Source organism: Rhizomicrobium sp., from assembly GCA_037200385.1.
GTDB lineage: Bacteria > Pseudomonadota > Alphaproteobacteria > Micropepsales > Micropepsaceae > Rhizomicrobium.
Genome location: JBBCGL010000001.1, coordinates 3,230,745 through 3,253,583, shown reverse-complemented (window position 1 = coordinate 3,253,583; position 22,839 = coordinate 3,230,745). Strand labels below are relative to the sequence as shown.

The window sequence follows — 22,839 nt, the reverse complement described above, 5'->3', positions numbered from 1 at the left end:
TCTATTGATCAACCGCTTATAGCCTCCAAAGACAGCAAAAGCTCGCTCGTCGTTAATCGCGCCACCCCATCGCAAACGCTGGTCAGTCAGGATGGTCCGGCGGGTTGCCGTTGTTCGGGATGTGAAGGGCCTGCCCCGGCTGGTCGGCATAGCTCGGCTGGGCGTTGGGGTCGAAACCCTCGATGGCGCCTTTGGCGAGGCAGATCACCGTGCCGATGCTGAGGCCCGGCGGCGCGTTCGGGCTCATGCAGGGCAACAGAAGCGGCGCGTTCTTGCGCTCACGGCCGCGCTCCCAGAGCGCCGCCGCGCGCGACCGTGCCGTCCCGTCGCGGATGTCGACGGAATTGTCGAACGCGAACCCATTGCCGCAGCGAGCGCGCATCTCCGGCGACAGGTCTGCCTTCTCCTCCGGCGAGCATCCGAACAGGGATCGGCCGAGCGCGGGCGATCCGCCGGCATCCGGAATCGTGATGCCGCGAAAGTCCGGATAGGTGGTCGCGGCCGATGGCGTCGGCGCAGCCGAACGAGACGCCGCGTCGCGATCGCGTGGCCGCGCCGGATGCGGTGGGGGCGGCGGGAAAAAGAAGATTATCTCGCGCTCCGCGACGGCCGCCGCGGGCCGGTCGCGTCCGGCGTGAGAATAGACCAGCAACGCCCAGACCAGCGCGGCATGCAACAGCGCGACGGCGGCCGCGCCGGACAGCCTGCGCCATCGCGCGGCGTCCATCACGGGTCCGGCCGGTATTCCAGAAGATCGCCCGGCTGACAGTCGAGCGCCTTGCAGATCTTCTCCAGGGTCTCGAAGCGCACGCCTTTGACCTTGCCGGATTTGAGCAGCGAGAGATTGGCTTCGGTGATGCCGATGCTCTCGGCCAATTCCTTGGAGCGGATTTTCCGCCTGGCCAGCATCACGTCAAGACTGACGACGATCGCCATCAGACGAATTTCGCGTTTTCGTCGGCGAGCCGGGCCGCTTCGCGCATCACCCGCGCGATCACCAGCACGACGCCCGCCTCGAAAAGCGTGACCACGTCGCCCGATCCGAAGGCCAGCGAGATGTGGCGATGGTCGGCGCCGAGCGGCCAGCTCAGCAGCAGTGTGATCGGCGCGCGCATCGCGAAGCCGACGATCACCCCGGCGAACAGCGCCACCGCGATAGTGTGCATCAGGCTCAGGGCGCGCAGCGAGAACACCTCGCCCTTCGCATAGAGCAGCAGCATGCTGCGGAGCGACCACAGCGCCCACAGGGTGAAGGCTTCCCCGGCAAGCGAGCAGGCAAGCGCCGCGATGCGCCAGGCCAGGGGCGTCGCCGCCGTCAGGTCGCCGCCCAGATCGTCCACATTGAGCAGGAAGCCATTGGCCCTGCCGGGAAACAGATAGGCTGAGACCAGGACCACGGGCGAGACGATCAGCCCGATGGTGGTCAGCGCGGCCATGGTCCGGCTCAACCAGGCCAGGTTCGCGGCGGGTTCGTCCGTCATCGCGGTCTCCGTCGACATGCGGAGACCGTCTCTCAGAATATTATTATCGTCAAGCGATAATTTATTCCGGCGCGACGGTAACTTTGATCCCGTCGAGCTCCTCGGCGCAGACGATCTGGCAGGACAGGCGCGAGCGCCCGGGCTCGACCGCCAGCGCCATGTCCAGCATGTCGACCTCGGCATCCGATGGCGGCGTCAGCTTCTCGTACCAGCCGTCCTCGACATAGACATGGCAGGTGGCGCAGGCGCAGGCGCCGCCGCACTCCGCCGCGATCGGCAGGCCGGCATCGCGCAGGATTTCCATCACGCTCCAGCCGTCGCGGCCTTCGACGCTCTGTTCCGTGCCGTTGCGGTCGGTGGCGATGATCTTCATGCGTTCACACCCAGCTTCTTCTGCAGATTGGACGACGACGTCGTGTACTGGAAGCGGAGCTTCTCGTTCGGCTTGCAGATGTGGAACGCCGCCTGCGCCATCAGCGCCGCCTCGTGGAAGCCCGACAGGATCAGCTTGAGCTTGCCCGGATAGGTGTTGATGTCGCCGATCGCGAAGATGCCCGGCGTGGAGCTCTCGAAGCGCGCGGTGTCGACCGGGATCAGGTTCTCGTTGAGGTTCAGTCCGAACTCCGCGATGGGGCCGAGCTTGATGGTGAGGCCGAAGAACGGCAGGAACGCATCGGCCTCGTGGTGCCATTCGCTCTTGTCGGCGCCCGCCAGCGTCACGCCCGACAGCTTGCCGTCGTCGCCATGCAGCTGCTTGACGCTCGCGACGTGGAATTTGACTTTGCCTTCCTGCTCCAGCGCGCGCATCTGGTTGACGCTGTGCTGCGCGGCGCGGAAGCCGTCGCGGTGATGCACCAGCGTCAGGCTCTTGGCGAGCGGCGCGAGATTGATCGCCCAGTCGAGCGCGCTGTCGCCGCCGCCGGCGATCAGGATGTTCTTGCCGCGGAAGGTCTCCATCTTGCGCACCGCATAGTGCACGCCGATGCCGTCGCCGGCGTTCTCGAACCCTTCGATCCCCGGCACCGGCGGGCGCTTCGGCACGAAGCTTCCGCCGCCCGCGGCGACCACGACGACCGGCGCGACGATCTGCGTGCCGGCATCGGTGGAGAGCTTCCACTTGCCGTCCGGCTGCTTCTCCAGCGCCGTCGCCATCTCGCCGAAATGGTATTGCGCGCCGAACGGCTTGATCTGCTCGAGCAGGCGGTTGGTGAGATCCTGGCCCGTCACGATGGGCAGGCCGGGGATGTCGTAGATCGGCTTCTCCGGATAAAGCTCGGTGCATTGCCCGCCCGGCCGGTCGAGGATGTCGACCAGATGGCATTTGAGATCGAGCAGGCCGAGCTCGAACACGGCGAACAGCCCGATGGGGCCTGCGCCGACGATGACGACATCCGTTTCGATGGGCGTTTCGATGGGCGTGCTCATGCGTAATCCACAGTCTCTTGTTGTATGAACCGCTATACTAGCGCGTCTGTTATGTGAAAGCGGCGGCGCCAGCAACTCTTTCCAGAAAGGGCCGCGAATGTGCCGCAGCGCACTAGCAGCGCCAAGGGGGTAGCGTGCCGCCCGGTTAAGGGCCTGCCGGATATGACGAATTCAGCCAAACCCGCCGCCGAATGCCGGACCATGGGCGAGTTGCGCGGCGAGATCGATCGCCTGGACCGGATTCTGGTCTCGCTCCTGGCCGAACGTCAGACCTATATCGAGCGGGCCGCCGAGATCAAAACCGCCCGCACCGCCGTGCACGACCAGGCGCGGATCGACGACGTCATCGCCAAGGTGCTCGTCGCGGCGCGGGAAGCCGGCCTCAGTCCGGCGATCGCCGAACCGGTCTGGCGGGTGCTGGTCGACCGCTGCATCGCGCATGAATTCGCGACCTTCGACGTAAGGCGTCAGGCCGCGAGATAGTCGCGGATGAACGCCTGCACCGCCTGCGCCCGCGTCTCCAGGATGGCGATGGCGCCTGCCGCGATGGTGCGGTCGGACAGATCGATCGGCTCGCACTGCGCCGCCGCCTCGCCCATCGCGAAGGCGCCGATGCCGCGCGCCGCGCCTTTGAGCGTGTGGGTGACTTCCTTCCAGGATTTCGCGTCGCGCGCCTCGAGGATCTGGTGAAGCCGCCCGACCATCTCGGCGGTCTGGCTGTCGAACAGACGCATGATCTCGGCGTTGATCGCCTTGTCGCCGCCGGTGTAGCGGGCAAGGTGTTCCAGATCGATGACCGTATTGGGCCCGTCGCCCATGGCCTCTGCTCCCGGTTCAAGACAGGAGATCGTGCCCAATAACGCTCAACAGGCCGTTAACGGCCTGTGCAAGTCGCCGCTAGAACGGGACCCAGCCATTGGGGAACGGCGAGACGCCGATCACCCGCGCATGGCCGAACAGCACGGCGGCGAAAATCAGCAGCGCCAGGACGAAGCGCCAGTCGAAATATTCGCGGGCCTTGAACGTGTTGCGTCCCGCGAGGATCGCGGCAAATGGAACGTTCGACGTCCTGGCCGCGAAGCCCTCCCAGGCCGCGCCCAGCTTGCGCCGTCGCTTGGCATCGATGGAGACGGTGCCGAAGAGGGCCAGCGCGAAGAACGTCCCGAACAGCACGACCGAGGCGAGATCGCCATTCGCCGCCAGATGGAATGCGGCCCAGAGCGCCACGCCCCACAGGAAGGGATGGCGCGTCACGCGCAGGATGCCGCGCACCGTGCCGTCCTTCGCCGCCGCGCCTTCCTGCTTGACCGAGGTGGGGTTCGCCATCATCAGCCCCGGCACGCCGATCAGGAAGGCGAGCAGGACGACCGCGATGCCTGCGTCACGCACGCCGGTGCCCAGATCGTAGAGCGCCCGGTTCGCGCCGCTTGCTTGCGCCGCATTGTAGGCGATGCACAGCCAGGCGATCGCGCCGAGCGAGGCCAGCGAGAACAGCGCGAGATAGATCCCCTCACCGATCGTCGCGGTGATCGCGTCGCGAAGCCGCGTTCCCGCGATCAGCAGATGGATGCCGAGGAACACGGCCGCAGCTGCATAGAGCATGGACATGGCATGGCCCTCGTTTCATATTTACGATGTAAGATATAGGGCACCTGCAGGCGAATACCAAGCGAGACTCTCCCCGGGCACTCGCGCCGCACGGCATTCGATGGTTAAAGTGCGCCCGCTTTCGTTAAATTTATCGAGGGATTGATGGCAAACGCCGGACCGGACCGCGGCCAGCCCGTGCTGCTCCAGACTGCCGAGCCGCTGGGCGAGGTCGAGGCGCGGCTCACCCGCCAGACCGAACCCAAATTCGGCATCGCGGCGCTGATCTTCTCGATCGTCCTCTCGTTCTTCTGGGCGGGCTCCGCCGCCGGCTATCTGTGGGGCTATCTCGGACCCAAGGGCCTGGCCGGGCTGGACGTTCAGGCGCTGGCTCTGTTCGTCGCCACAATCTTCATCCCGCCGCTGCTCTTCATCGCCGCCGCCTGGGCGCTGGCCAAGGCGCAGCAGATGGCCCTCGCCTCCCAGACGCTGGCAGAGGCCACCGACCGGCTCTTCGCGGCAGACGAGACGGCCGGACGCACCGCCCAGCGCCTGGGCCGCGCGGTCCGCCGCGAGCTCGACGCCCTCAATGCCGGCCTCGACGGTGCCTTCACCCGCCTGCGCGCGCTCGAGAGCGTGCTGGAGAACCAGATCGCCGCCCTCGACGAGGCCGGCGCCCGCGCCGATATACGTGGCGAGGCGGTCGCCGCGCGCCTGACCGCGGAGCGCGAGCGCATCGAGAGCGTGGCCGGCTCGCTCAGCGACGCCGCGGCGCGCGCCGCCGAGACCGTCGCGGGCCGCACCGCGCAGCTCAAGGCCTCGATCGAATCCGCCGAGAGCGCGCTCAAGGCCGCCGGGACCACGCTCGACGCCCAGGCCGCCGGCTTCCGCGCCGCGGCGGGCGCCGCCGCCGACGCGCCGCATGCCGCCGCGGTCGAGCTCGACCGCCAGGCCAAGCGCATCGAAGCCGTCGCCGACGCCGCGATGGCGCGCGCCGAATTCGTGCTCGGCCGCCAGGAACGCCATCGCGCCGGGATGAGCGACCTGCTGCACCGCCTGAAGGACGAAAGCGCGTCCTTTGAGCAGGCGCTCGCCCGGGAACGCTCGGCGATGGAGCAGGCGATCCAGTCGCTGGGCGGCGAAGCGCAGAAATTCGAGACCGTCACCGGCGACACCGAGCGCCATCTCGAGCTCATCATGGGAAACGCCGCCGCGCGCGCCGCACAGCTCACCGGCAATTTCATGCGCGAAGCCGAAAAGCTAAAGGAGGCGTCCGACTCCGCCAACACCACCCTCGCCAACATGATCAACGCGCTCCAGCATGCCAATGCGGGCGCCCAGACCCTGATCGGCGAGACCGCGAACGAGGCCAAGACCAATGCCCGCGCCCTGGTCGGCGAGGCGATGGCGGAATGCGAGCGGCTGCTGCGCGCCTCGGGCGAGCTGGCGGCGCAGGCCTCCGACATCCGCTCGACGCTGGCCAAGACGGTCGAGGACGTGCAGCATCATCTGCTCACCCTGCCCGGCATCGCCCAGCAGGAAGCGCGCCGGGTGCGCGACATGGTGCGCGGCGAGACCGAGGAGATCCTCGACCTGTCGGCTCGCACGCTTTCGACGATCCAGGCCCGCACCGCGCCCCGCGCTCCGCGCAAGCCGTCCGAACCGCCGGTTCTCGAACAGCCCGAAAGCGAAGGCCTGCTCGGCATGGCCAAACGGCTGACCCAGCGCAAGCCGGCGCCGCGCAAGCCGCGCCCCGAAGGCCCGCCGGCCGACGGCAAATGGGAGATGCGCACCCTGCTCGCCGCGGTCGAGACCAACGAGCCGCGCGAATTGAAGGCCACCGGCGCCGCGGCGCTGGGCGCGCTCGAAGCCGCGCTGGCCGATCTCGCGGTCGATCTCGAAGGCATCACGGCGCAGGCCGCGCCGGGCGAGGACGAATGGCGTCTCTATCTCGCGGGCGACCGTTCGGTGTTCGCGCGCCGCCTGGCGGGCGCGATCGACGACGACACGGTCAACCGCATCGCGACGCTCTATCGCGAGGAGCCGAATTTCCGCGACGCCGCCAACGCCTATATCGCCGAATTCGAATCGCTGCTGACCCGCGCCAGGGAAGGCGACGGCGGCGGCCTCCTCACCTCGACGATGCTCAGCGCCGATACGGGCAAGATCTATCTCGCGGTCGCCTACGCGCTGGGGCGGCTGTAGCGCGGATTGGCTTTGGGTTTGGCCATTCGATCCCCGTCATCGGCCGCTTCATGCGGACGAGCCATTTTTGTCTTCTGCGCCCGGAGAGATGGATTGCCCGGACGTGAAGCTTGTCCTCCGGTCGCGCTTCGCGCGAGCCGGGGGGCCGGGCAATGACGGGTGGGTTTTCTCGAGCCAAAATTGCTCTCGAGGTCCGGCTCGTCGGCACCAGCTTACTTTCACGCGGAGCCGCGGAGCAGGCGGAGAATCTCCGCCATTATGGCGCAAACACACCTTGATCTCTGAACCGGTAGACAAGCAGCGAATCGTTCTGACATGATAATTCTGTGGGACTGATAAAAGTTTTTGGTGGCATTGGGTGGATTGGCTCCAGCAATTTGGGGCTAGGATAAATTTCACAAGCTGGTAGTCTGTCTCGAAGGTTCGGCGGAACAATCGGGTGCGCCACTGCGTTTTCAGCAGGTGGAATGGCTCGAAGGCCGTCTCGAAATGGGACAGTAATTGTGGTTTTCTACTGATTTCTTGTGGCCGCTTGGTTAACCAAGACCTTGGTAGCATGCCCATATCGAAGAATTGATCGAAAAGGCTCGGATCGATATGGAAAGAGACAAAATTCCTCGCCTCGCCGATAAAACTGGGGGATGCCCCGCGTTGCATCAGCTAGAGCATGCCGAACGTCTTCTCAAAGAGAGAGGCATTTCGGATCTGCACCTGGCGTTCGGGTCCACCACACATTACCGAGCTGATGACCTTCGCCTTGCAGTGGCTGAAGTTGTTGGGCGTATCCTTGGCGAATCACTCCCTGAATAAAGTTTTTCTCATAAAGAGAAAGATATCCAGTGGCTATTTTGCCACAACTCTTGAATAATCTGTGAACGTCTAGTATTTTGGTGCCTGTTGGAACCAAATTACGCTATTGCAACCGTGGATCGGGGCCTAAGGAAGTTGGATGTCTGAGCACGCGAAGAAGATCGAGAACGGCAACGACCTCGCCAATGGCGCGGGCGCGACTCGTCTGCACGCTGCTGAGGCGGCGCTGAAGCAGGCTGGCATTGACGATATGCGGTTTTCTCTCGCGGGAATGCGAAAGCATTCTCGCGATACCATCTACGGAGCTGTTGCTGAAGTCCTAGAGGCCGTGCTTCGCGCCGAAGGAAAATAAAAGCGACTGCAACGTTTCCTCTCCAGTCACAACTATAAGCTTTCGTAGCACCAGTGAAGGCACTGGCGGAAAAACTTTGTATTGGATGAAGAACCATCAAAACCTGTAGGGGATGATGACTAACCCACCGCGACTTCCAGAGAAGACGGAGGACCGCGACCAGCTCGTGGACGCACTTGTCGATTTTGCGCATAAGTGCGTCCGCGATTTAGTTGATCATCTAAAGGACGTTGGGGAAGACCCCGAAGTCTTTCCGAGATCTCCCGACGCGCTCGAAAAAGTCGTCAATTACCGATATCCGGGACTCATAACCGAAGTCCGCGAAGAACATCTCTCGGAGCAAACTGCCGATTTGATTTGGGGATACACCTACCCCATGGTCGGCGGAATTCTTGTCCATGGGCGTCGTTCCGGTCCCGCTGTTTTGACAGCGTCACGAAGCCATCCTCGCAACAGGCTCGTATTGGTCCAGGAGCTATTCCAGCGCGTATTGGATGTTCCCGAACTCGGGCCGACCCCCCTAAGGCAGATTGTAGACGGCATGTACAACTACCGGCAGGAGCCTGATTGGTTCACCGCCGAGCTTCCGGTTGTCCTTGAGTATCTGTCTGAGATCGCGGCTATCGAATATTACCTGCCGCATTCGCGCCGCATGGTCCTAATTCAGGAGATCGCTGCCGAGTATCAAGTCCCGCTCGATCATGCGGGGCGTTATCTCAGCTTCGGCTACATCGCGTACTTCGAGAAGTATCAGGACTCCGCCGCCGTCCAATCGGCTTGAGCCATTTGGCTTTGAGCATTGACGCTGATTTCATGCTATAATTTGGCATAAGGGTGGCGCGCACCATGTCACAACCGATGCAAAGTTTTGACGGCATGCTTCGGCGTACGCTGGAGATCGAGCGGCTTATTGAGGCCGAATATCTAAAAACTGATATTGGCGAAGCTGCATATCCACGCCCCTTTGAAAAATTTCTCAAATGCGCAAAAGCTGTCTTCCCAAAGCTCGATATCGCACTTCAGCGAATTGATAAGCCATTCCACACCGAGTTGGTTAGAGCAATAACTTTGCTCGAAGGCCCCTGGAGAGCGAGAGTGATATTGAACACCGATGATGACCTGGGCGATGAATATACTTTTGTCGTTACGCGCTCGGTATTTGAAGTAATTCTGAAAAATACATTGCCGCCAGATCAGCTTGAAACTCCAGGTGCGGTCACCGAGATCAACCTGCTAATCGATAATCTGATGTCGGAGAATCTGAAGGAATTAAATACAGCGAGTTTACTCGATACGCTATCAGATGCCGCCGCCGCTGAGTTCCTATTCCCTTTTAGAGAGAGACTTAAAATTTATGCTGAGGACCCAGATAGACCTTCAGTTAGAGAGGCAGCTCGGCGCTTTGGAATACCGATTGGTATTGCACGTTACTATTTGAATCCTGCTATGATCACGACGTTCCAAGATTTCCCGCTCTTAAGTCGTCCGTAGCAATAGGACGTCATCGACCTCTTTGGCGGGAGAGGATTTTATCTTCCAGCTCGTCGCACTGCTGTTCGGCCTCTCCGCAAAGGCGAGCAATAGTTTGCCCCTGCTCGTTATACCACCTGAGTGCATTATCGGATGGCGGATGCTGCATCCCACTCATGGTCGTCAGAATTTTGCCAATTGCATCATTCAAACTATCGATCTCATCCTGGTCAGAAGGATCGTGCTGCATCCGTTTATGTATCTTCTTCAACCCGCTAGTCAGGCCCTGGATCACTCGATTTTTTGCATCGGGTTCGTCTTGGATCTCACTGGTGAATACCGCCTTTATCGCGAACAGCCGACCGCCAGTATCGCTGACGGTTTGCTTTAGTTCTCCGCGCATGTAGTGGACGCGACTTTCGTAATCGCGTTCGGGCAGCCGTGACTGCATCCGAGCAGCCAAATAAGTCACAACGACCAGCACAAAAGTGGCGAACGCTAGAACGTATGTAGCAAACACCAATGCAGAATCGTTGCCCGCCATGATAAACAGGCGGGTCTCGCGAATTAGCAGCCACGCAGTTAGGCCCAGCCCTCCAAAAAAGAACGTTACTGGCAATACGATAAGAGGATTTTGGGGTGCTCCGGCGCGAACGCCGCTCCACCAATTTTTTATACGCTCAGGAATGAGTATCGACATACCTAGCCCGACAGCCTTGTAATCTAGGCCGCGCCCCCAAGCTTTTGATAACCTAATAAGACAGATTGTTTACTGTCAATATTTCAGCATCAACGCGAGACTTGTCGTCGAGCACCCCAGCGCGGGCTGGCTCAGTTCGGAATGTCCTGATTCCGACTTTTACTGGCGGTTGGGCAGCTTCTTTTGACGTGTTTTAACAGTTAGTGGGCGACTCTCGCGTATGGCTGGTTCGCACCTCGCTTCGAGATCGCTGTCGGAACGTCATCGACGTAGCTCACAAAGACGCCGCCTTGCGATTCGATCCGGTAGCCCGCGCTCCTTCATGAGAAGTTCGGTGAGATGCCATGTGCTCAATGGTTTGCCGGCCACGCGCAGAGCTGTAAGTGCCGCTCGGAAAGACTCACCTTTAGATGCTGTGAATGCTGGACGGCCCGTTGGCGGTGCTGGCGGAGCAACATCGGACCTAAAGATTCGGGATGCCGCTTCGATGGTTTCCAGTTCGGCGTTTGCGGCGTTCAGGCGCTTTGTAAGCAGGCGGATCGAGCGCTTAATCTCTTTACGCTTTGCGGCTAATGCGGCGATGACGTGCCGTTCGGCCATACCGATTAGATAGCTCTGAACGTTTTAGGAACCTAGGAGCGTAAGATGTGTTTGCGCCATAATGGCGGAGAATCTCCGCCGCTCCGCGTGAACACCTTCAGGCCACCCGCCTGAATCGCGCCGCATAGAAACCGTCCATCCCGCCCTTGCCGCCCAGGTGGCACGGCAGCGTCCGCAGATCGCCTTGTGCGCCGATCAGCTCGGGCATCCCGAACACCTCGTCCGCCGTCACGGGCTGGCGGGCAAAGCGTGCATCGCGCGCCAGGAAGCGCTCGGCCTGTTCGATGCCTTCCTCGGGCTCCAGGGAGCACACGGCAAACACCAGCGTGCCGCCCGGCGCCACCATGTTCGCCGCCGCATCGAGCAATTCGCTCGCGGCGTTCTCGCACAGCGTCACGTCCGACGCGCTCTTGATCCAGGGCAGTTCGGGATGACGCCGGATCGTGCCGGTCGCCGTGCAGGGCGCGTCGAGCAGAACGAAGGGCGCCGGCGCGTCGGGCACGAAATCGCGCATGTCGGATTCGACCAGCGTTGCCGCGAGCCCAGTGCGCGCCAGGTTCTCCCGGATGCGCGCCGCCCGCGCCGCGTCCCGCTCCACCGCCGTCACCTGCGCGCCCAGCGCCGCCAGCTGCATCGTCTTGCCGCCCGGCGCGGCGCACAGATCGATCACGCGCTGGCCGCCGATCGCGCCGAGCAGGTGCACCGGCAGCGTCGCCGCTGCGTCCTGCACCCACCACGCACCCTCCGCGAAGCCCGGCAGGTCCTCGACGCGGCCGGCATCCTTCAGCCGCAGGACAGAGCCGAACAGCGCTTCGCCCGGCGGCGCCACGGCGCCGTCCTTCAACACCAGATCGATCGGCGCGGGATGCAGGTGCGCCGCCGCGATCGCGCGCGCCGTGTCCTCGCCGAAGGCCTCGCACCAGCGCCGCCACAGCCAGTCCGGCGTGTTCAGCCGCGCCGCGTCCTGGCCGGCGAGCACGGCCTTGCCCTCGCGCGCCACCCGCCGCAGCACCGCGTTGATCAGCGATTTGAAATGCACCGCCTTGCCGTCCGCCTGCGCCAGCCGGTTCGCGGCGTCGACCGCGGCATGCGGCGCGACGTCCAGGAACAGCAATTCGCAGGCGCCCGCATACAGGATCTCCAGCGTCGGACCGGATTTGTGCGGCGGCGGCGTCTTGGGCATGAAATGCCGGATCAGCGCCTCGATCTGGCCGAAGCGGCGCAGCGTTTCGCTGGCGATGGCGCGCGCGAAGCCGGCGTCGCGCGGCGGCAGCGGCGGGCCGCTTTCGAAGGCGACGTCGAGCGGCCGCCGTTTGCGCAGCACGTCGGAGAGGGCCCGTAACGCCGCGCTGCGCGCCGCCTGTCCCGCGTTCACGCCCAGGGCCCGGGCTGGGCCGCGGGCTCTCCCGCCATGGCGCGCAGGCGCGCGATGCGCTCTTCGGTGGAGGGATGGCTCGCGAACAGCCCGGCCAGGCCGCCGCCCTGCAGCGGGTTGATGATGAACATATGCGCCGTCGCGGGATTGGCCTCCGCTTCCGGATTGGGGATCACGTCGGCGGCCCGCTCGATCTTCTGCAGCGCCGAGGCGAGCCAGAGCGGCCGGCCCGAGATCTCCGCCCCTTCGCGGTCCGCTTCGAATTCGCGCGTCCGGCTGATCGCCATCTGCACCAGCATGGCCGCGATGGGCGCGAGGATCGCGACCAGCAGGGCGCCGATCACGCCCAGCCCGCCCCGACGGTCGTTGCCGCCGCCGAAGAACAGCGTGAAATTCGCCAGCATCGACACCGCGCCCGCGATGGTCGCGGTGATCGTCATGGTCAGCGTGTCGCGGTGCTTGACGTGCCCCAGCTCATGCGCGAGCACGCCCGCCAGCTCTTCCGAGTTCACCCGCCGCAAAAGCCCGCTTGTGACGCAGACCGCGGCATGCGCCGGATTGCGTCCCGTCGCGAAGGCGTTGGGCTGGTCGTTCTCGACGATATAGACCTTGGGCATGGGCAGGCCCGCCTGCTGCGCCAGCTGCCGCACCAGGTGCACGAGGTCGGGCGCGCTCGCGTCGTCGACCGGCCTTGCGCCATACATCGACAGCAGCATCTTGTCGGAATTCCAGTAGGCGAACAGATTGGTTCCCGCCGCGAACAGGAAGGCGAAGACCATGCCGGTCTTGCCCCCGATCAGGAAGCCGACGAAGACGAACAGGGCGGTCAGTGCCGCCATCAGCAAACCGGTGCGCAGGACGTTCATAGCGGGATTGATGTAAGCTCGCGCTGTCCAGCGTCAAGCGGAGCCCGCCGTGCCAGCCAAGCGTAAGCCCAGTAAAGCCGAGATCGCCGCCCGGATCCGCGCCGCCGGCGAGCGCGCCAACGCCGAAGCCGCGGCCCGGCGCCAGGCTGCGGCGCCGCCCGAACGGCCCCCGGAACAAGGCGGTCCCAAAGGCCCCGAGCCCACGCGGTACGGCGATTGGGAAAGAAAGGGAATCATTTCGGACTTCTGAACCTTCCCCTGTCCGGTGCGTTGCCAGCCCCGCAGGGCTTGGGGTATTTCGCGTGGCGAAAGACGGGGCGCGCGGGCAAGATTTGGCAGACGCAACGACCGACCGCCGCATCGCGATCCTCGACGGCTACCGCGCGCTCGCCGTTCTTGCGGTGCTTCTCTATCACTATACGGTGCGTTGGGCGCCGCCGCACGATCCCTCCACGCGTCTGCCGGGCGGCGCGGTGTTCAGCGGCTTCCTGCCCTTCGCCTATGGCTGGCTGGGCGTCGAGCTTTTTTTCATCATCTCCGGCTTCGTCATCGCGATGACGCTGGCGCGCTGTCGCAATCCCGTGGACTTCGCGCTGCGCAGATTTGCCAGGCTGTGGCCGCCGCTCCTCGTGGCGGCCACCCTCACCACGATCGTCGTGCATCTGATCGGTCCGCCCGAGTGGCAGGTGAACCCGCTGAGCTATCTCACCAGCATCCTTCTGCTCGGCCCCGACGTCATGGCGAAGCTCACGCACCAGCCCGGCATCTACTGGGTCGACGGCGCGTATTGGAGCCTCTGGGTCGAGCTTCGCTTCTACATCCTCGCGGCGATCATCTATCTTTTCGGCCGCCGGCGGCGTTTCGTGCTGGATTGGCTGGTCTTCCAGGCGGCACTCGTCCTGTTGTCCGGGATTGCCGACAGGACCGGCACGCTCGAAGCTGTACCGCAATTCTTGCTGCGCGATTATCTGCCTTACTTCACCATCGGCATCTGCGTGTTCGAGATCTATCGAAAGGGGCTGGAGCGTCGGCTTGCGCTGGCCGGCGCCTTGTTCGGCGGCGCGCTGGTCCTTTGGAGCGCCGCCTGGCAGCAGGGGTTGTTCGAGGACATATCCGCGCCGGTAAGCATCGTCGCAAATCTGGCGATCTTCGCCCTGTTCGCGCTGTTTCTGCGCCGGAGCCCGGCGCTGCGGTTTTTCCGGGGCGCTTGGATCGTCGCGCTCGGCCGCGCCTCCTATTCGCTTTATCTGATTCATCAGCATATCGGCATCGTGGTGATGGCAGCCCTGATCGCGGCGGGCCTGCCCTATCTCGCCGCTCTGCCGGCGACCATCGTCCTGGTGGTCGGGGCGGCCTTCCTGCTCTTCCGTTTCGTCGAGGTTCCGGGAAAGGCGCTCGTCCTGGGCGCGACCAGAGGCCTCGCGGCCGGCGTGGATCGGAAGTTGCCTTGGCTGAGATACGACCCCGCGCCCAAGGCCGGCGATGTCCCGGACGATTACGGCATGTGAATTCTCCACGCCGCCGAAGGGGTTTTTCATGGCCCCGTTTGGACTTGTCCGGCACGCCCGGCCTTGATCGCATCCCTGCCAAGGTCCACATAAGCCGCAGGAGACACCGCATGTTCATCCAGACCGAATCCACGCCGAATCCCGCGACGCTCAAATTCATCCCCGGCCGCGAGGTCATGGGCGAAGGCCAGGTGGCGGATTTCCCGACCCAGGAATCCGGCGGCCGCTCGCCGCTCGCCGCCGCGCTGTTCGCGGTGCCCGATGTCAGCCGCGTGTTCTTCGGCTCCGATTTCATCTCGGTGACCAAGCGCGACGGCGACTGGAAGCATCTCAAGCCGGCCATCCTCGGCGCGATCATGGAGCATTTCACGCGTGGCTTGCCGCTGATGACCGGCTCCTCCGACGAGGCCGCGGACGCCGGCTCCTATGGCGAGGAGGGCGATCCGGAGGTCGTCGCGCAGATCAAGGAATTGATCGACACCCGTGTCCGCCCGGCGGTGGCGCAGGACGGCGGCGACATCATCTTCAAGGGGTTTGACGGCGGCGCCGGCATCGTCTTCCTGCACCTGCAGGGTTCCTGCGCCGGCTGCCCGTCCTCGACCATGACGCTGAAGAACGGCATCGAGAACATGCTGCGCCACTATGTGCCAGAAGTGAACGCCGTCGAAGCGGTGTAAGCTCGCGCTCGCGAATCTTGAGGGCGCGGACGCCGCATGGATCATCACGCCATAAACGACGAAGCGCTGGATACGATCTTCCGCGCCGCGCGCAGCCAGAACAAATGGCAGGACAAGCCGGTCAGCACCGCGCTGCTGATGGCGGTCTACGATCTCGCACGCATGGGTCCGACCAGCGCGAATTGCTCGCCCGCCCGGTTCCTGTTCCTGACCACGCCGGACGCCAAGGAGCGTCTGGCCCGGCATGCCTCGTCCGGCAATGCGCTCAAAATCCGCAGCGCGCCGGTGACCGCGATCATCGGCTATGACCTCGACTTCGCGCAGAAGCTGCCCGCACTCTTCCCGCACGATCCGACCGCCAGGACCTGGTTCGCCGACCCGCAGGTCGCGCAGGTCACGGCCTTCCGCAACGGGACGCTGCAAGGCGCCTATCTCATCATCGCGGCGCGCGCGCTCGGCCTCGATTGCGGCCCGATGTCGGGCTTCGACAATGCGAAGGTCGATGCGGAGTTCTTTGCCGGCACGCCGGTGAAGTCGAATTTCATCTGCGGCCTCGGCTATGGCGATCCGTCGGGTCTGTTCGCGCGCAGTCCGCGCCTGAGCTTCGACGAAGCCGCAAAAATCCTCTGACGTCGCGATGGCGATCGGCCTGCGTCACGATGGTCTCGACCCGGCGCCGCTCGCTGCGATCCACGCCGCATGTTTTCCCGATTCCTGGGATGCCGGGGCACTCGCGGAGCTGCTCGCGATGCCCGGCGCCTTCGTCTTCGCGGGCGATGACGGCTTCATCCTGGCGCGTGCCGCCGGCGGCGAGGCCGAGGTGCTGACCCTCGCGGTCTCGCCACAGGCGCGGCGCTTCGGGACCGGAACCGCTCTGGTCGCTGCGGCTGCGAGTCATGCGCATCGCCTGGGCGCGCAAAGCCTCTTCCTCGAAGTCGCGGCCGGCAATCTGCCGGCGCGCACGCTGTATCGCCGCCTGGGCTTCGTCGAGGCCGGCCAGCGCAAAGGCTACTACACGGCCGGCCGCACGGCACCCGAAGATGCCCTCGTTTTGCGCAGCGATCTGCCGCTTTCACCCCTTGGGAAAAACCTCCCGGCTGGTTAAAGTCGGCGCCGCAAGCAGTTTCCTGCCGGGATATTCGTGACGCGCATCGAAAAGCTCTGTGCCGATAAGGGTCTGCGCATGACCGAGCAGCGCCGCATCATCGCGCGCGTGCTGTCGGAAGCCGCCGACCATCCCGATGCCGAGGAGATGTACCGCCGCGCCTCGGCGATCGATCCGCATATCTCCATCGCCACGGTCTACCGCACGGTGAAGCTGTTCGAGGATGCCGGCATCCTGGAGCGTCACGATTTCCGCGACGGCCGCTCGCGCTACGAAGAGGCGCCGGAATCGCATCACGACCACCTGATCGACGTGCAGACCGGCAGCGTGATCGAATTCCGCAACGAGGAGATCGAAAAGCTCCAGCGCCGCGTCGCCGAGGAACTCGGCTTCGAGCTGGTCGATCATCGCCTCGAGCTCTATGGCGTGCCGAAGGGCGCCAAGAAGCCGCGCTGATGCAGACCTTGCGCGCCTGGGGCATCGTCACCGTCTTCCTGGTCGTGACCCTGCTCGGCATTCCGTACCAGAGCCTGAACCTGCGCCTGGGCCGCGCCGCGGCCAAGAGCTTCCCCAACCGCTACCACCGCTTCATGGCGGGGCTGTTCGGGATCCGCATCACGGTGGTCGGCACGCCGGTGACGGACGAGGGCGTGCTGATCGTCGCCAATCACACCTCCTGGCTCGACATCATCGTGTTCTCCGCGGTCGGCCGGATCTCCTTCGTCGCCAAATCGGAGGTCGCGACCTGGCCGCTGTTCTCCACCCTCGCGCGGCTGCAGCGCACCGTGTTCGTGGAGCGCACGCGGCGCAGCACGACCGGCGTGGCGCGCGACCAGATCCGCGACCGCCTGCATGCCGGCGACACGCTGGTGCTGTTCCCGGAAGGCACGTCGAACGACGGCAACGCCGTCCTGCCCTTCAAGAGCGCCCTGATGGGCGCGGTCGAGGCGCGGGTGGACGACGGCAAGGGCGGCAGCCGCGCCGTGAAGGTGCAGCCGGTCTCCACCGCCTATGTCGGGCTCTACGGCATGCCGATGGGGCGCGAGAACCGGCCGCTCTTCGCCTGGTATGGCGACATGGAACTGGTGCCGCATCTGTGGGAAGCCTTGCTGACCGGCCCGATCGACGTGATCGTCGAATTCCACCCGCCCATCGACGTCGACTCGGTCGGCGGCCGCAAGGTGCTGGCGGCGCGGGCGGAAGCCATCATCCGGCGCGGCCAGACCCGCGCCCTGGCCGGCCTGCCGCTCCCCACGCCCGACCCGGCCGCGGTTCCCCAGCCGGCGTCCGCGCTGGCGCCCGCCGCGGCCTGACCGTATAAACGCGGCCCCCGGTTCGGGCCTGAGCAATGAAGAAGCTGTTCGTCAAGACCTATGGCTGCCAGATGAACGTCTACGATTCCGCCCGGATGGCGGAATTGCTGGCGCCGATCGGCTATGGCCCGGCGGAGACGGCCGAGGATGCCGACATGGTGATCCTCAACACCTGCCATATCCGCGAGAAAGCGGCCGAAAAGGTCTATTCCGAGCTCGGCCGCCTCAAGAAGATCAAGGATGAACGGGGCCTGACCATCGCGGTGGCGGGCTGCGTGGCGCAGGCCGAAGGCGCAGAGATCGTCGCCCGCGCGCCGCAGGTCGACATCGTGGTCGGGCCGCAGGCCTATCACCGCCTGCCCGAGATGATCGCCCGGATCGCGCGCCAGGGCGGCCATGCGCTGGAGACCGACTTTCCCGCGCTCGAGAAGTTCGACGCGCTGCCGGCGCAGACCGCGCCCGCGGGCGCGACCGCATTCCTCACCGTGCAGGAGGGCTGCGACAAGTTCTGCACCTTCTGCGTCGTGCCCTATACGCGGGGCAGCGAATATTCGCGTCCCGTGGCACAGGTGGAAGACGAAGCGCGCCGCCTGGTGGCGCGCGGCGTGCGCGAGATCACCCTGCTCGGCCAGAACGTCAACGCCTATCGCGGCGAGGGCCCGGATGGCGCCGCCTGGTCGCTCGCCCGCCTGCTGGATCGCCTCGCGCGTATCGCGGGCCTGGCCCGGCTGCGCTACACCACCAGCCATCCGCGCGACATGGGCGACGATCTGATCGCGGCGCATGGCGATCTCGAAGCGCTGATGCCCTATCTGCACCTGCCGGTGCAGTCCGGCTCCGACACGATCCTTGCCGCGATGAACCGCCAGCATACGGCGGAAGCCTATCGCCGCCTGGTCGAACGCATCCGCCGCGCCCGTGCCGACATCGCGCTATCGTCGGATTTCATCGTCGGCTTCCCCGGCGAGAGCGACAAGGACTTCGAAGCGACGCTGTCGCTCGTCCGCGACGTGCGGTATGCCGGCGCCTTCTCGTTCAAATACAGCCCGCGTCCGGGCACGCCCGCCGCCGCGGCGCGCCGGCACATCCCCGAAGACGTCAAGGACGCAAGGCTGCGGGCGCTGAACGCGCTGCTGCTGGAACAGCAGGATGCCTTCAAGCGCTCCTGCGCCGGCCGCACCCTGGACGTGCTGTTCGAGAAGCCCGGCCGCCAATCCGGCCAGGCGATCGGCCGCAGCCCGTATCTGCAATCGGTGCATGTCGCGGACGCCGCCCATCTCATCGGCGAGATCCGCCGCGTGCATATCGCGGCGGTCTATCCCAACAGCCTGAAGGGCGACCTGATCGCCGACCGCGCGAAGGCGCTGGCGCATTGAGCCCGGCCAAGGCGAAGCGCGCGGCGACGGAGCAGACGACGCTCGAATTCACCCACAACGCCCATCTCGCCGCCCTGGCCGGCGGCCATGAGCGCAATTTCGTGCGGCTGGAGCAGAAGCTCGGCGTCAAGATCGCCACCCGCGGCAATCTCGTCGCGATCGAAGGCGATGCCGGGATGCGCGAGCGCGCCGCGGCGATCCTGCGCGCCCTCTATGCGCGGCTCGAGGCCGGCGACACCTGCAGCGCCGCCGATGTCGATGCCGAGATCCGCTTCGCCGCCGAGAAGGATGCCGCCGCGGTCGGCAATTCCTTCGGCTCCTCCTCCGTGCGCACCGCGTCGGGCAAGGTCACGCGCGCCCGCTCGCCGGCGCAGGCCGCCTATCTCGATCTCATGCGGACCCATCCGCTGGTGTTCGGCGTCGGGCCGGCCGGCACCGGCAAGACCTATCTCGCGGCCGCCTTCGGCGCGCATCTGCTGCATGAACGCCAGGTCGAGCGCCTGATCCTGTCGCGCCCCGCGCTGGAGGCCGGCGAGCGCCTCGGCTTCCTGCCCGGCGACCTGAAGGAGAAGATCGATCCCTATCTGCGGCCGCTCTACGACGCCCTGTTCGACGTGCTCGGCGACCGCACCGAAAAGCTGATGGAGATGGGCACGATCGAGGTCGCGCCGCTCGCCTTCATGCGCGGCCGCACGCTGACCCGCGCCTTCGTGATCCTCGACGAGGCGCAGAACGTCACCTCGGCGCAGATGAAGATGTTCCTGACCCGGCTGGGCGAGGATTCGCGCATGGTGGTCACCGGCGATCCCTCGCAGAGCGACCTGCCGGGCGGCCGCGCCGACGGCCTCAACGAGGCGTTGCGTATCCTGCACGGCGTCGAAGGCGCCGCGGTGGCGCATTTCGCGGAAAAAGACGTGGTGCGGCACGCCCTCGTCAGCCGCATCGTCGCCGCCTATAATAAGGCCGACCTGCAGAAATCCGGGCCGTGACGTTTTGCATTGACATCGAGGTGAGCGATCCGCGCTGGCGCAAGGCCCGCGGCCTCTCCACGCGGCTGAAGGCGGCGGCCGAACTGGCGCTCCGGCGCGGCAAGGCGCGGCGCGGCGGCCTGACCGTCCTGCTCGGCGACGCCGCGCGGCTGCGCGCCCTCAATCGCGATTTCCGGGGCAAGGACAAGCCGACCAACGTCCTGTCCTTTCCGGCACCGGCCAATCCCGACGCTTATCTCGGCGACATCGCGCTCGCCTATGACGTGACGGACGCGGAGGCGCGCGCGGCCGGCAAGCGCTTCGCCGATCACGCGACGCATCTGGCGGTCCATGGCGTGCTGCATCTCATCGGCTTCGACCATGTCACCGATGCGCAGGCGCGCCGGATGGAGCCGCTCGAGACCCGCATCCTCGCCGAGCTCGGCATCGCCGATCCTTATCGGAGCGAGGCCGCCTGATGGCCGACGCGGCGACCGGCGACGGCGACAAGCCGCAATCGCTCATCAAATGGCTGTCCGGCTTCGTGCGCGGCAACAACGCCGCGGCGACGCAGATGCGCGAGAGCCTCGAAGAGGTGATCGAGGAGAGCGACCGCCATGGCGAGCTGTCCGAGGCCGAGCGGCGCATGCTCTCCAACCTGCTCAAATTCGGCGAGCTCAAGGTGAGCGACGTGATGATCCCCCGCGCCGACATCGTGGCGGTGCAGGAAGACATCTCGCTGGCCGAGTTCGTCGCCCTGTTCCGCGACGTGCAGCATTCGCGCGTCCCGATCTATCGCGAGACGCTCGACGATCCCACCGGCCTCGTGCACATCAAGGACGTGCTCGGCTATCTCGAGACCGCCGCCGACGGCAGCTTCCGCTGGAAGAGCGGCGCGGTGGCGCAGGTCAAGCGGCCGCTGCTGTTCGTGCCGCCCTCGATGCCGCTGCTCGACCTGCTGCTCAAGATGCAGACCGCGCACACCCATCTCGCGCTGGTGATCGACGAATATGGCGGCACCGACGGGCTGGTCTCGATCGAGGACATCATCGAGGAGATCGTCGGCGACATCGCCGACGAGCATGACGAGGATCTGCAGCAGGTCCGCAAGATCGAGGACGGCGTCTATCTCGCCGATGCGCGCATCGACCTCGAGGATTTCCGCAGCCAGACCGGCCTCGCCCTGGCGCCCGAAGACGCCGATCACGAGATCGACACGCTGGGCGGACTCGTCGTCTCGCTGCTCGGCCGCGTCCCCCAGCGCGGCGAGATCGTGACCCATCCGTCCGGCTATGAATTCGAAGTGCTCGAAGCCGATCCCAGGCGCATCAAGCGCCTGCGCGTCCGCGCGCCCGCGCCGCCGCGCGCCGAAGCTCCCAAGACGGACGAGAAGCCGGCGTGAGGTCGAGCTTTCCGCGCCTCGGCGATCGTCTCCGTTCGCTGTCCGGCTGGCGCGCCCTGCTCGCGGCGATTTCCGCCGGCGGCGTTTACGCGCTCGGCTTCGAGCCCTTCATCCTCTTCCCCGCCTTGCTGCTCGGCCTCGCCGCGCTGGTCCTGTTGCTCGACGGCTGCGCCGGCGGGCCGCGGCCGGTGCGGCGCGCCGCGCTGTTGGGCTGGGGCTTCGGCTTCGGCCAATTCGTCGTCGGCATGCACTGGATATTCTATCCGTTTCTCGTCGATCCGGTCGAACATGCCTGGCAGATCCCGTTCGTCGCCATCCTGTTTCCCGGCGGCCTCGCGCTGTTTGCCATGGCCGCCTGCGCGGCCGCGATGGCGCTGTGGCGGCCCGGCCCGTCGCGCATCTTCCTGTTCGCCGCCTGCTATGCCGCCGCCGAGTGGCTGCGCGGCCATGTCCTCACCGGCCTGCCGTGGAATCTTCCCGCCTATGGCTGGGGCGCCTCGCTGGGAATCCTGCAAAGCGCCGCCTTCGTCGGGGCCTACGGTCTATCGCTGTTGACCGTGCTCCTGGGCGCCGCGCTGGCGGACTTGTTCGCCCGCGAGCGGCGCAGCGCCCTGCCGCTCGCCATGGTGGCGCTCTTCGCCGCGCTTTGGCTGGGCGGCACCCTTCGTCTCGCGGTCTCCCCGACCGCCGCCGTCGCGGCCGTCCATCTGCGTCTGGTGCAGCCGAACATCCCGCAGGACGAGAAATACCGCCGCGACCTGGTGATGCGCAATTGGCAGAGGCTGGTCGCGCTCAGCACACAGCCCGCCGCCGTGACGCCCAGCGTCATCATCTGGCCGGAGGCCGCGCCGCCTGTGCTACTTCAGCGCACGCCCGAGGCGCTGGACCAGATCGCGGTGCTGACGGGCAAAAACCGAACGCTCGTTACGGGCAACCAGCGCGTGCAATCCGGGGAGGGTAGCGACCGCTACTATTTCAACAGTCTGTACGTTTTCGCACCCGGCGGGCGGCTCGCGGCGACCTACGACAAATTCCATCTCGTGCCGTTCGGCGAATACCTCCCGCTGGAGACCTGGCTGCGCGCGCTCGGCGTCACCAAGCTGGTCGGCTTTCCCGGCAGCTTCTCGGCCGGCGATGGTCCGCATACGGTCGATATTCCCGGGGCGCCCGACGCCAGCCCCTTGATCTGCTACGAGATTTTGTTTCCGGGCGCCGTCGCCGGAACACCCCGTCCCCATTGGCTTTTGAACATCACAGACGATTCCTGGTTCGGTCCCTGGGCCGGCCCGCGCCAGCATCTGCTCGCCGCGCGCGTGCGCGCCATCGAGGAAGGCCTGCCGCTCGCGCGCGCCGCCAACACCGGTATCTCGGCGGTGGTCGATCCGAACGGGCGCGTGATCGCGCAATTGCAACTGGACCGTACCGGCGTGGTTGACTCATTGCTGCCGCAAGCGTTGTCGCCGACACTCTTCGCGCGCTTTGGCGATTCGCCATTTCTTGTATTGTTGCTCCTCACCGCAGCCCTTTTCTGGGCGTTTTCCCGCAAACAGGGTCGGCGTTAAGTGCTTGAATTAGTTCTTTCCCTCAACCTGCCGGCTCGCCTAAGGTCGGACTGAAAC

At 65.3% G+C, this 22,839-nt stretch carries 26 protein-coding genes; 16 read left to right on the top strand and 10 right to left on the bottom strand.

The genetic code is table 11. The features are described from left to right. Nucleotides 1-82: 82 nt before the first annotated feature. The 5 genes from WDM91_15415 to WDM91_15395 form a co-directional block, all read right to left on the bottom strand. Nucleotides 83-727 (bottom strand): hypothetical protein, encoded by a 645-nt coding sequence (locus WDM91_15415; protein ID MEI9995983.1) that lies wholly within the window; start codon nt 725-727, stop codon nt 83-85. Next, nucleotides 727-936 carry a helix-turn-helix transcriptional regulator gene (locus tag WDM91_15410; protein MEI9995982.1) on the bottom strand — a complete coding sequence of 70 codons (210 nt, stop codon included), beginning with the start codon at nt 934-936 and terminating at the stop codon, nt 727-729. Before WDM91_15410 ends, WDM91_15415 begins: the two co-directional genes overlap by 1 nt. Further along, nucleotides 936-1,481 carry a DUF2975 domain-containing protein gene (locus tag WDM91_15405; GenBank protein ID MEI9995981.1) on the bottom strand — a complete coding sequence of 182 codons (546 nt, stop codon included), beginning with the start codon at nt 1,479-1,481 and terminating at the stop codon, nt 936-938. The genes WDM91_15410 and WDM91_15405 overlap by 1 nt, the downstream gene beginning before the upstream one ends. Before the next feature lie 61 nt (nt 1,482-1,542). After that, entirely contained in the window at nt 1,543-1,854 is a 312-nt protein-coding gene (locus WDM91_15400) for a 2Fe-2S iron-sulfur cluster-binding protein (GenBank protein MEI9995980.1), read from the bottom strand. Further along, nucleotides 1,851-2,906 (bottom strand): NAD(P)/FAD-dependent oxidoreductase, encoded by a 1,056-nt coding sequence (locus WDM91_15395; protein MEI9995979.1) that lies wholly within the window; start codon nt 2,904-2,906, stop codon nt 1,851-1,853. The genes WDM91_15400 and WDM91_15395 overlap by 4 nt, the downstream gene beginning before the upstream one ends. 162 nt (nt 2,907-3,068) lie before the next feature. Here WDM91_15395 and WDM91_15390 point away from each other — a divergent pair, with 162 nt between their 5' ends. Beyond that, on the top strand, nt 3,069-3,389 hold the full coding sequence (locus WDM91_15390) for a chorismate mutase (protein ID MEI9995978.1): 321 nt from the start codon (nt 3,069-3,071) through the stop codon (nt 3,387-3,389). Here WDM91_15390 and WDM91_15385 read toward each other — a convergent pair. Together WDM91_15385 and WDM91_15380 are read right to left on the bottom strand one after the other, a co-directional pair. Beyond that, entirely contained in the window at nt 3,374-3,724 is a 351-nt protein-coding gene (locus WDM91_15385; GenBank protein ID MEI9995977.1) for an Hpt domain-containing protein, read from the bottom strand. The genes WDM91_15390 and WDM91_15385 overlap by 16 nt on opposite strands. Nucleotides 3,725-3,803: 79 nt before the next feature. After that, nucleotides 3,804-4,514, bottom strand: a complete 711-nt coding sequence (locus WDM91_15380; protein MEI9995976.1) for an NnrU family protein — start codon at nt 4,512-4,514, stop codon at nt 3,804-3,806. A gap of 144 nt (nt 4,515-4,658) precedes the next feature. On the opposite strand from WDM91_15380, the gene WDM91_15375 reads away from it, so the two are divergent. The 4 genes from WDM91_15375 (at nt 4,659) to WDM91_15360 (ending at nt 9,351) form a co-directional block, all read left to right on the top strand. After that, complete coding sequence (locus WDM91_15375; GenBank protein ID MEI9995975.1) at nt 4,659-6,698, top strand: hypothetical protein; 2,040 nt, start codon at nt 4,659-4,661, stop codon at nt 6,696-6,698. A 949-nt stretch (nt 6,699-7,647) separates the two neighbouring features. Beyond that, the gene (locus WDM91_15370; GenBank protein ID MEI9995974.1) at nt 7,648-7,860 is read left to right on the top strand and encodes a hypothetical protein; all 213 of its coding nucleotides are present in this window, start codon (nt 7,648-7,650) and stop codon (nt 7,858-7,860) included. Nucleotides 7,861-8,026: 166 nt separating this feature from the next. Then, entirely contained in the window at nt 8,027-8,641 is a 615-nt protein-coding gene (locus tag WDM91_15365) for a hypothetical protein (protein MEI9995973.1), read from the top strand. 65 nt (nt 8,642-8,706) lie between these two features. Beyond that, nucleotides 8,707-9,351, top strand: a complete 645-nt coding sequence (locus WDM91_15360; protein ID MEI9995972.1) for a hypothetical protein — start codon at nt 8,707-8,709, stop codon at nt 9,349-9,351. Between the two features lie 10 nt (nt 9,352-9,361). Here WDM91_15360 and WDM91_15355 read toward each other — a convergent pair whose 3' ends face one another. From WDM91_15355 to htpX, 3 genes are all read right to left on the bottom strand, one after another. Then, a complete protein-coding gene (locus WDM91_15355) occupies nt 9,362-10,030 on the bottom strand; it encodes a hypothetical protein (protein MEI9995971.1) in 669 nt (222 codons plus the stop codon). Between the two features lie 697 nt (nt 10,031-10,727). Continuing rightward, nucleotides 10,728-12,005 carry a transcription antitermination factor NusB gene (locus tag WDM91_15350; GenBank protein ID MEI9995970.1) on the bottom strand — a complete coding sequence of 426 codons (1,278 nt, stop codon included), beginning with the start codon at nt 12,003-12,005 and terminating at the stop codon, nt 10,728-10,730. Further along, nucleotides 12,002-12,871, bottom strand: a complete 870-nt coding sequence (gene htpX, locus WDM91_15345) for a zinc metalloprotease HtpX (GenBank protein ID MEI9995969.1) — start codon at nt 12,869-12,871, stop codon at nt 12,002-12,004. The genes WDM91_15350 and htpX overlap by 4 nt, the downstream gene beginning before the upstream one ends. A 332-nt stretch (nt 12,872-13,203) precedes the next feature. Here htpX and WDM91_15340 point away from each other — a divergent pair, with 332 nt between their 5' ends. The 11 genes from WDM91_15340 to lnt all read left to right on the top strand — a co-directional run bounded on the left by WDM91_15340 (nt 13,204) and on the right by lnt (nt 22,782). Beyond that, on the top strand, nt 13,204-14,379 hold the full coding sequence (locus WDM91_15340) for an acyltransferase (GenBank protein ID MEI9995968.1): 1,176 nt from the start codon (nt 13,204-13,206) through the stop codon (nt 14,377-14,379). Between the two features lie 110 nt (nt 14,380-14,489). After that, on the top strand, nt 14,490-15,056 hold the full coding sequence (locus tag WDM91_15335) for a NifU family protein (protein ID MEI9995967.1): 567 nt from the start codon (nt 14,490-14,492) through the stop codon (nt 15,054-15,056). A 36-nt stretch (nt 15,057-15,092) separates the two neighbouring features. Further along, nucleotides 15,093-15,686, top strand: a complete 594-nt coding sequence (locus WDM91_15330; protein MEI9995966.1) for a malonic semialdehyde reductase — start codon at nt 15,093-15,095, stop codon at nt 15,684-15,686. Between the two features lie 7 nt (nt 15,687-15,693). Then, nucleotides 15,694-16,161, top strand: coding sequence for a GNAT family N-acetyltransferase (locus WDM91_15325; GenBank protein MEI9995965.1), 468 nt, complete (start codon nt 15,694-15,696; stop codon nt 16,159-16,161). A 36-nt stretch (nt 16,162-16,197) separates the two neighbouring features. Next, nucleotides 16,198-16,617 carry a Fur family transcriptional regulator gene (locus tag WDM91_15320; GenBank protein MEI9995964.1) on the top strand — a complete coding sequence of 140 codons (420 nt, stop codon included), beginning with the start codon at nt 16,198-16,200 and terminating at the stop codon, nt 16,615-16,617. Further along, complete coding sequence (locus WDM91_15315) at nt 16,617-17,474, top strand: lysophospholipid acyltransferase family protein (GenBank protein ID MEI9995963.1); 858 nt, start codon at nt 16,617-16,619, stop codon at nt 17,472-17,474. Before WDM91_15320 ends, WDM91_15315 begins: the two co-directional genes overlap by 1 nt. Nucleotides 17,475-17,509: 35 nt before the next feature. Further along, a complete protein-coding gene (miaB, locus tag WDM91_15310; protein MEI9995962.1) occupies nt 17,510-18,850 on the top strand; it encodes a tRNA (N6-isopentenyl adenosine(37)-C2)-methylthiotransferase MiaB in 1,341 nt (446 codons plus the stop codon). Continuing rightward, entirely contained in the window at nt 18,847-19,839 is a 993-nt protein-coding gene (locus WDM91_15305) for a PhoH family protein (protein MEI9995961.1), read from the top strand. The genes miaB and WDM91_15305 overlap by 4 nt, the downstream gene beginning before the upstream one ends. Continuing rightward, complete coding sequence (ybeY, locus tag WDM91_15300) at nt 19,836-20,297, top strand: rRNA maturation RNase YbeY (protein ID MEI9995960.1); 462 nt, start codon at nt 19,836-19,838, stop codon at nt 20,295-20,297. The genes WDM91_15305 and ybeY overlap by 4 nt, the downstream gene beginning before the upstream one ends. Further along, nucleotides 20,297-21,220 carry a hemolysin family protein gene (locus tag WDM91_15295; GenBank protein ID MEI9995959.1) on the top strand — a complete coding sequence of 308 codons (924 nt, stop codon included), beginning with the start codon at nt 20,297-20,299 and terminating at the stop codon, nt 21,218-21,220. Before ybeY ends, WDM91_15295 begins: the two co-directional genes overlap by 1 nt. Further along, the gene (lnt, locus tag WDM91_15290; GenBank protein MEI9995958.1) at nt 21,217-22,782 is read left to right on the top strand and encodes an apolipoprotein N-acyltransferase; all 1,566 of its coding nucleotides are present in this window, start codon (nt 21,217-21,219) and stop codon (nt 22,780-22,782) included. Before WDM91_15295 ends, lnt begins: the two co-directional genes overlap by 4 nt. The last annotated feature ends 57 nt before the right edge of the window (nt 22,783-22,839 follow it).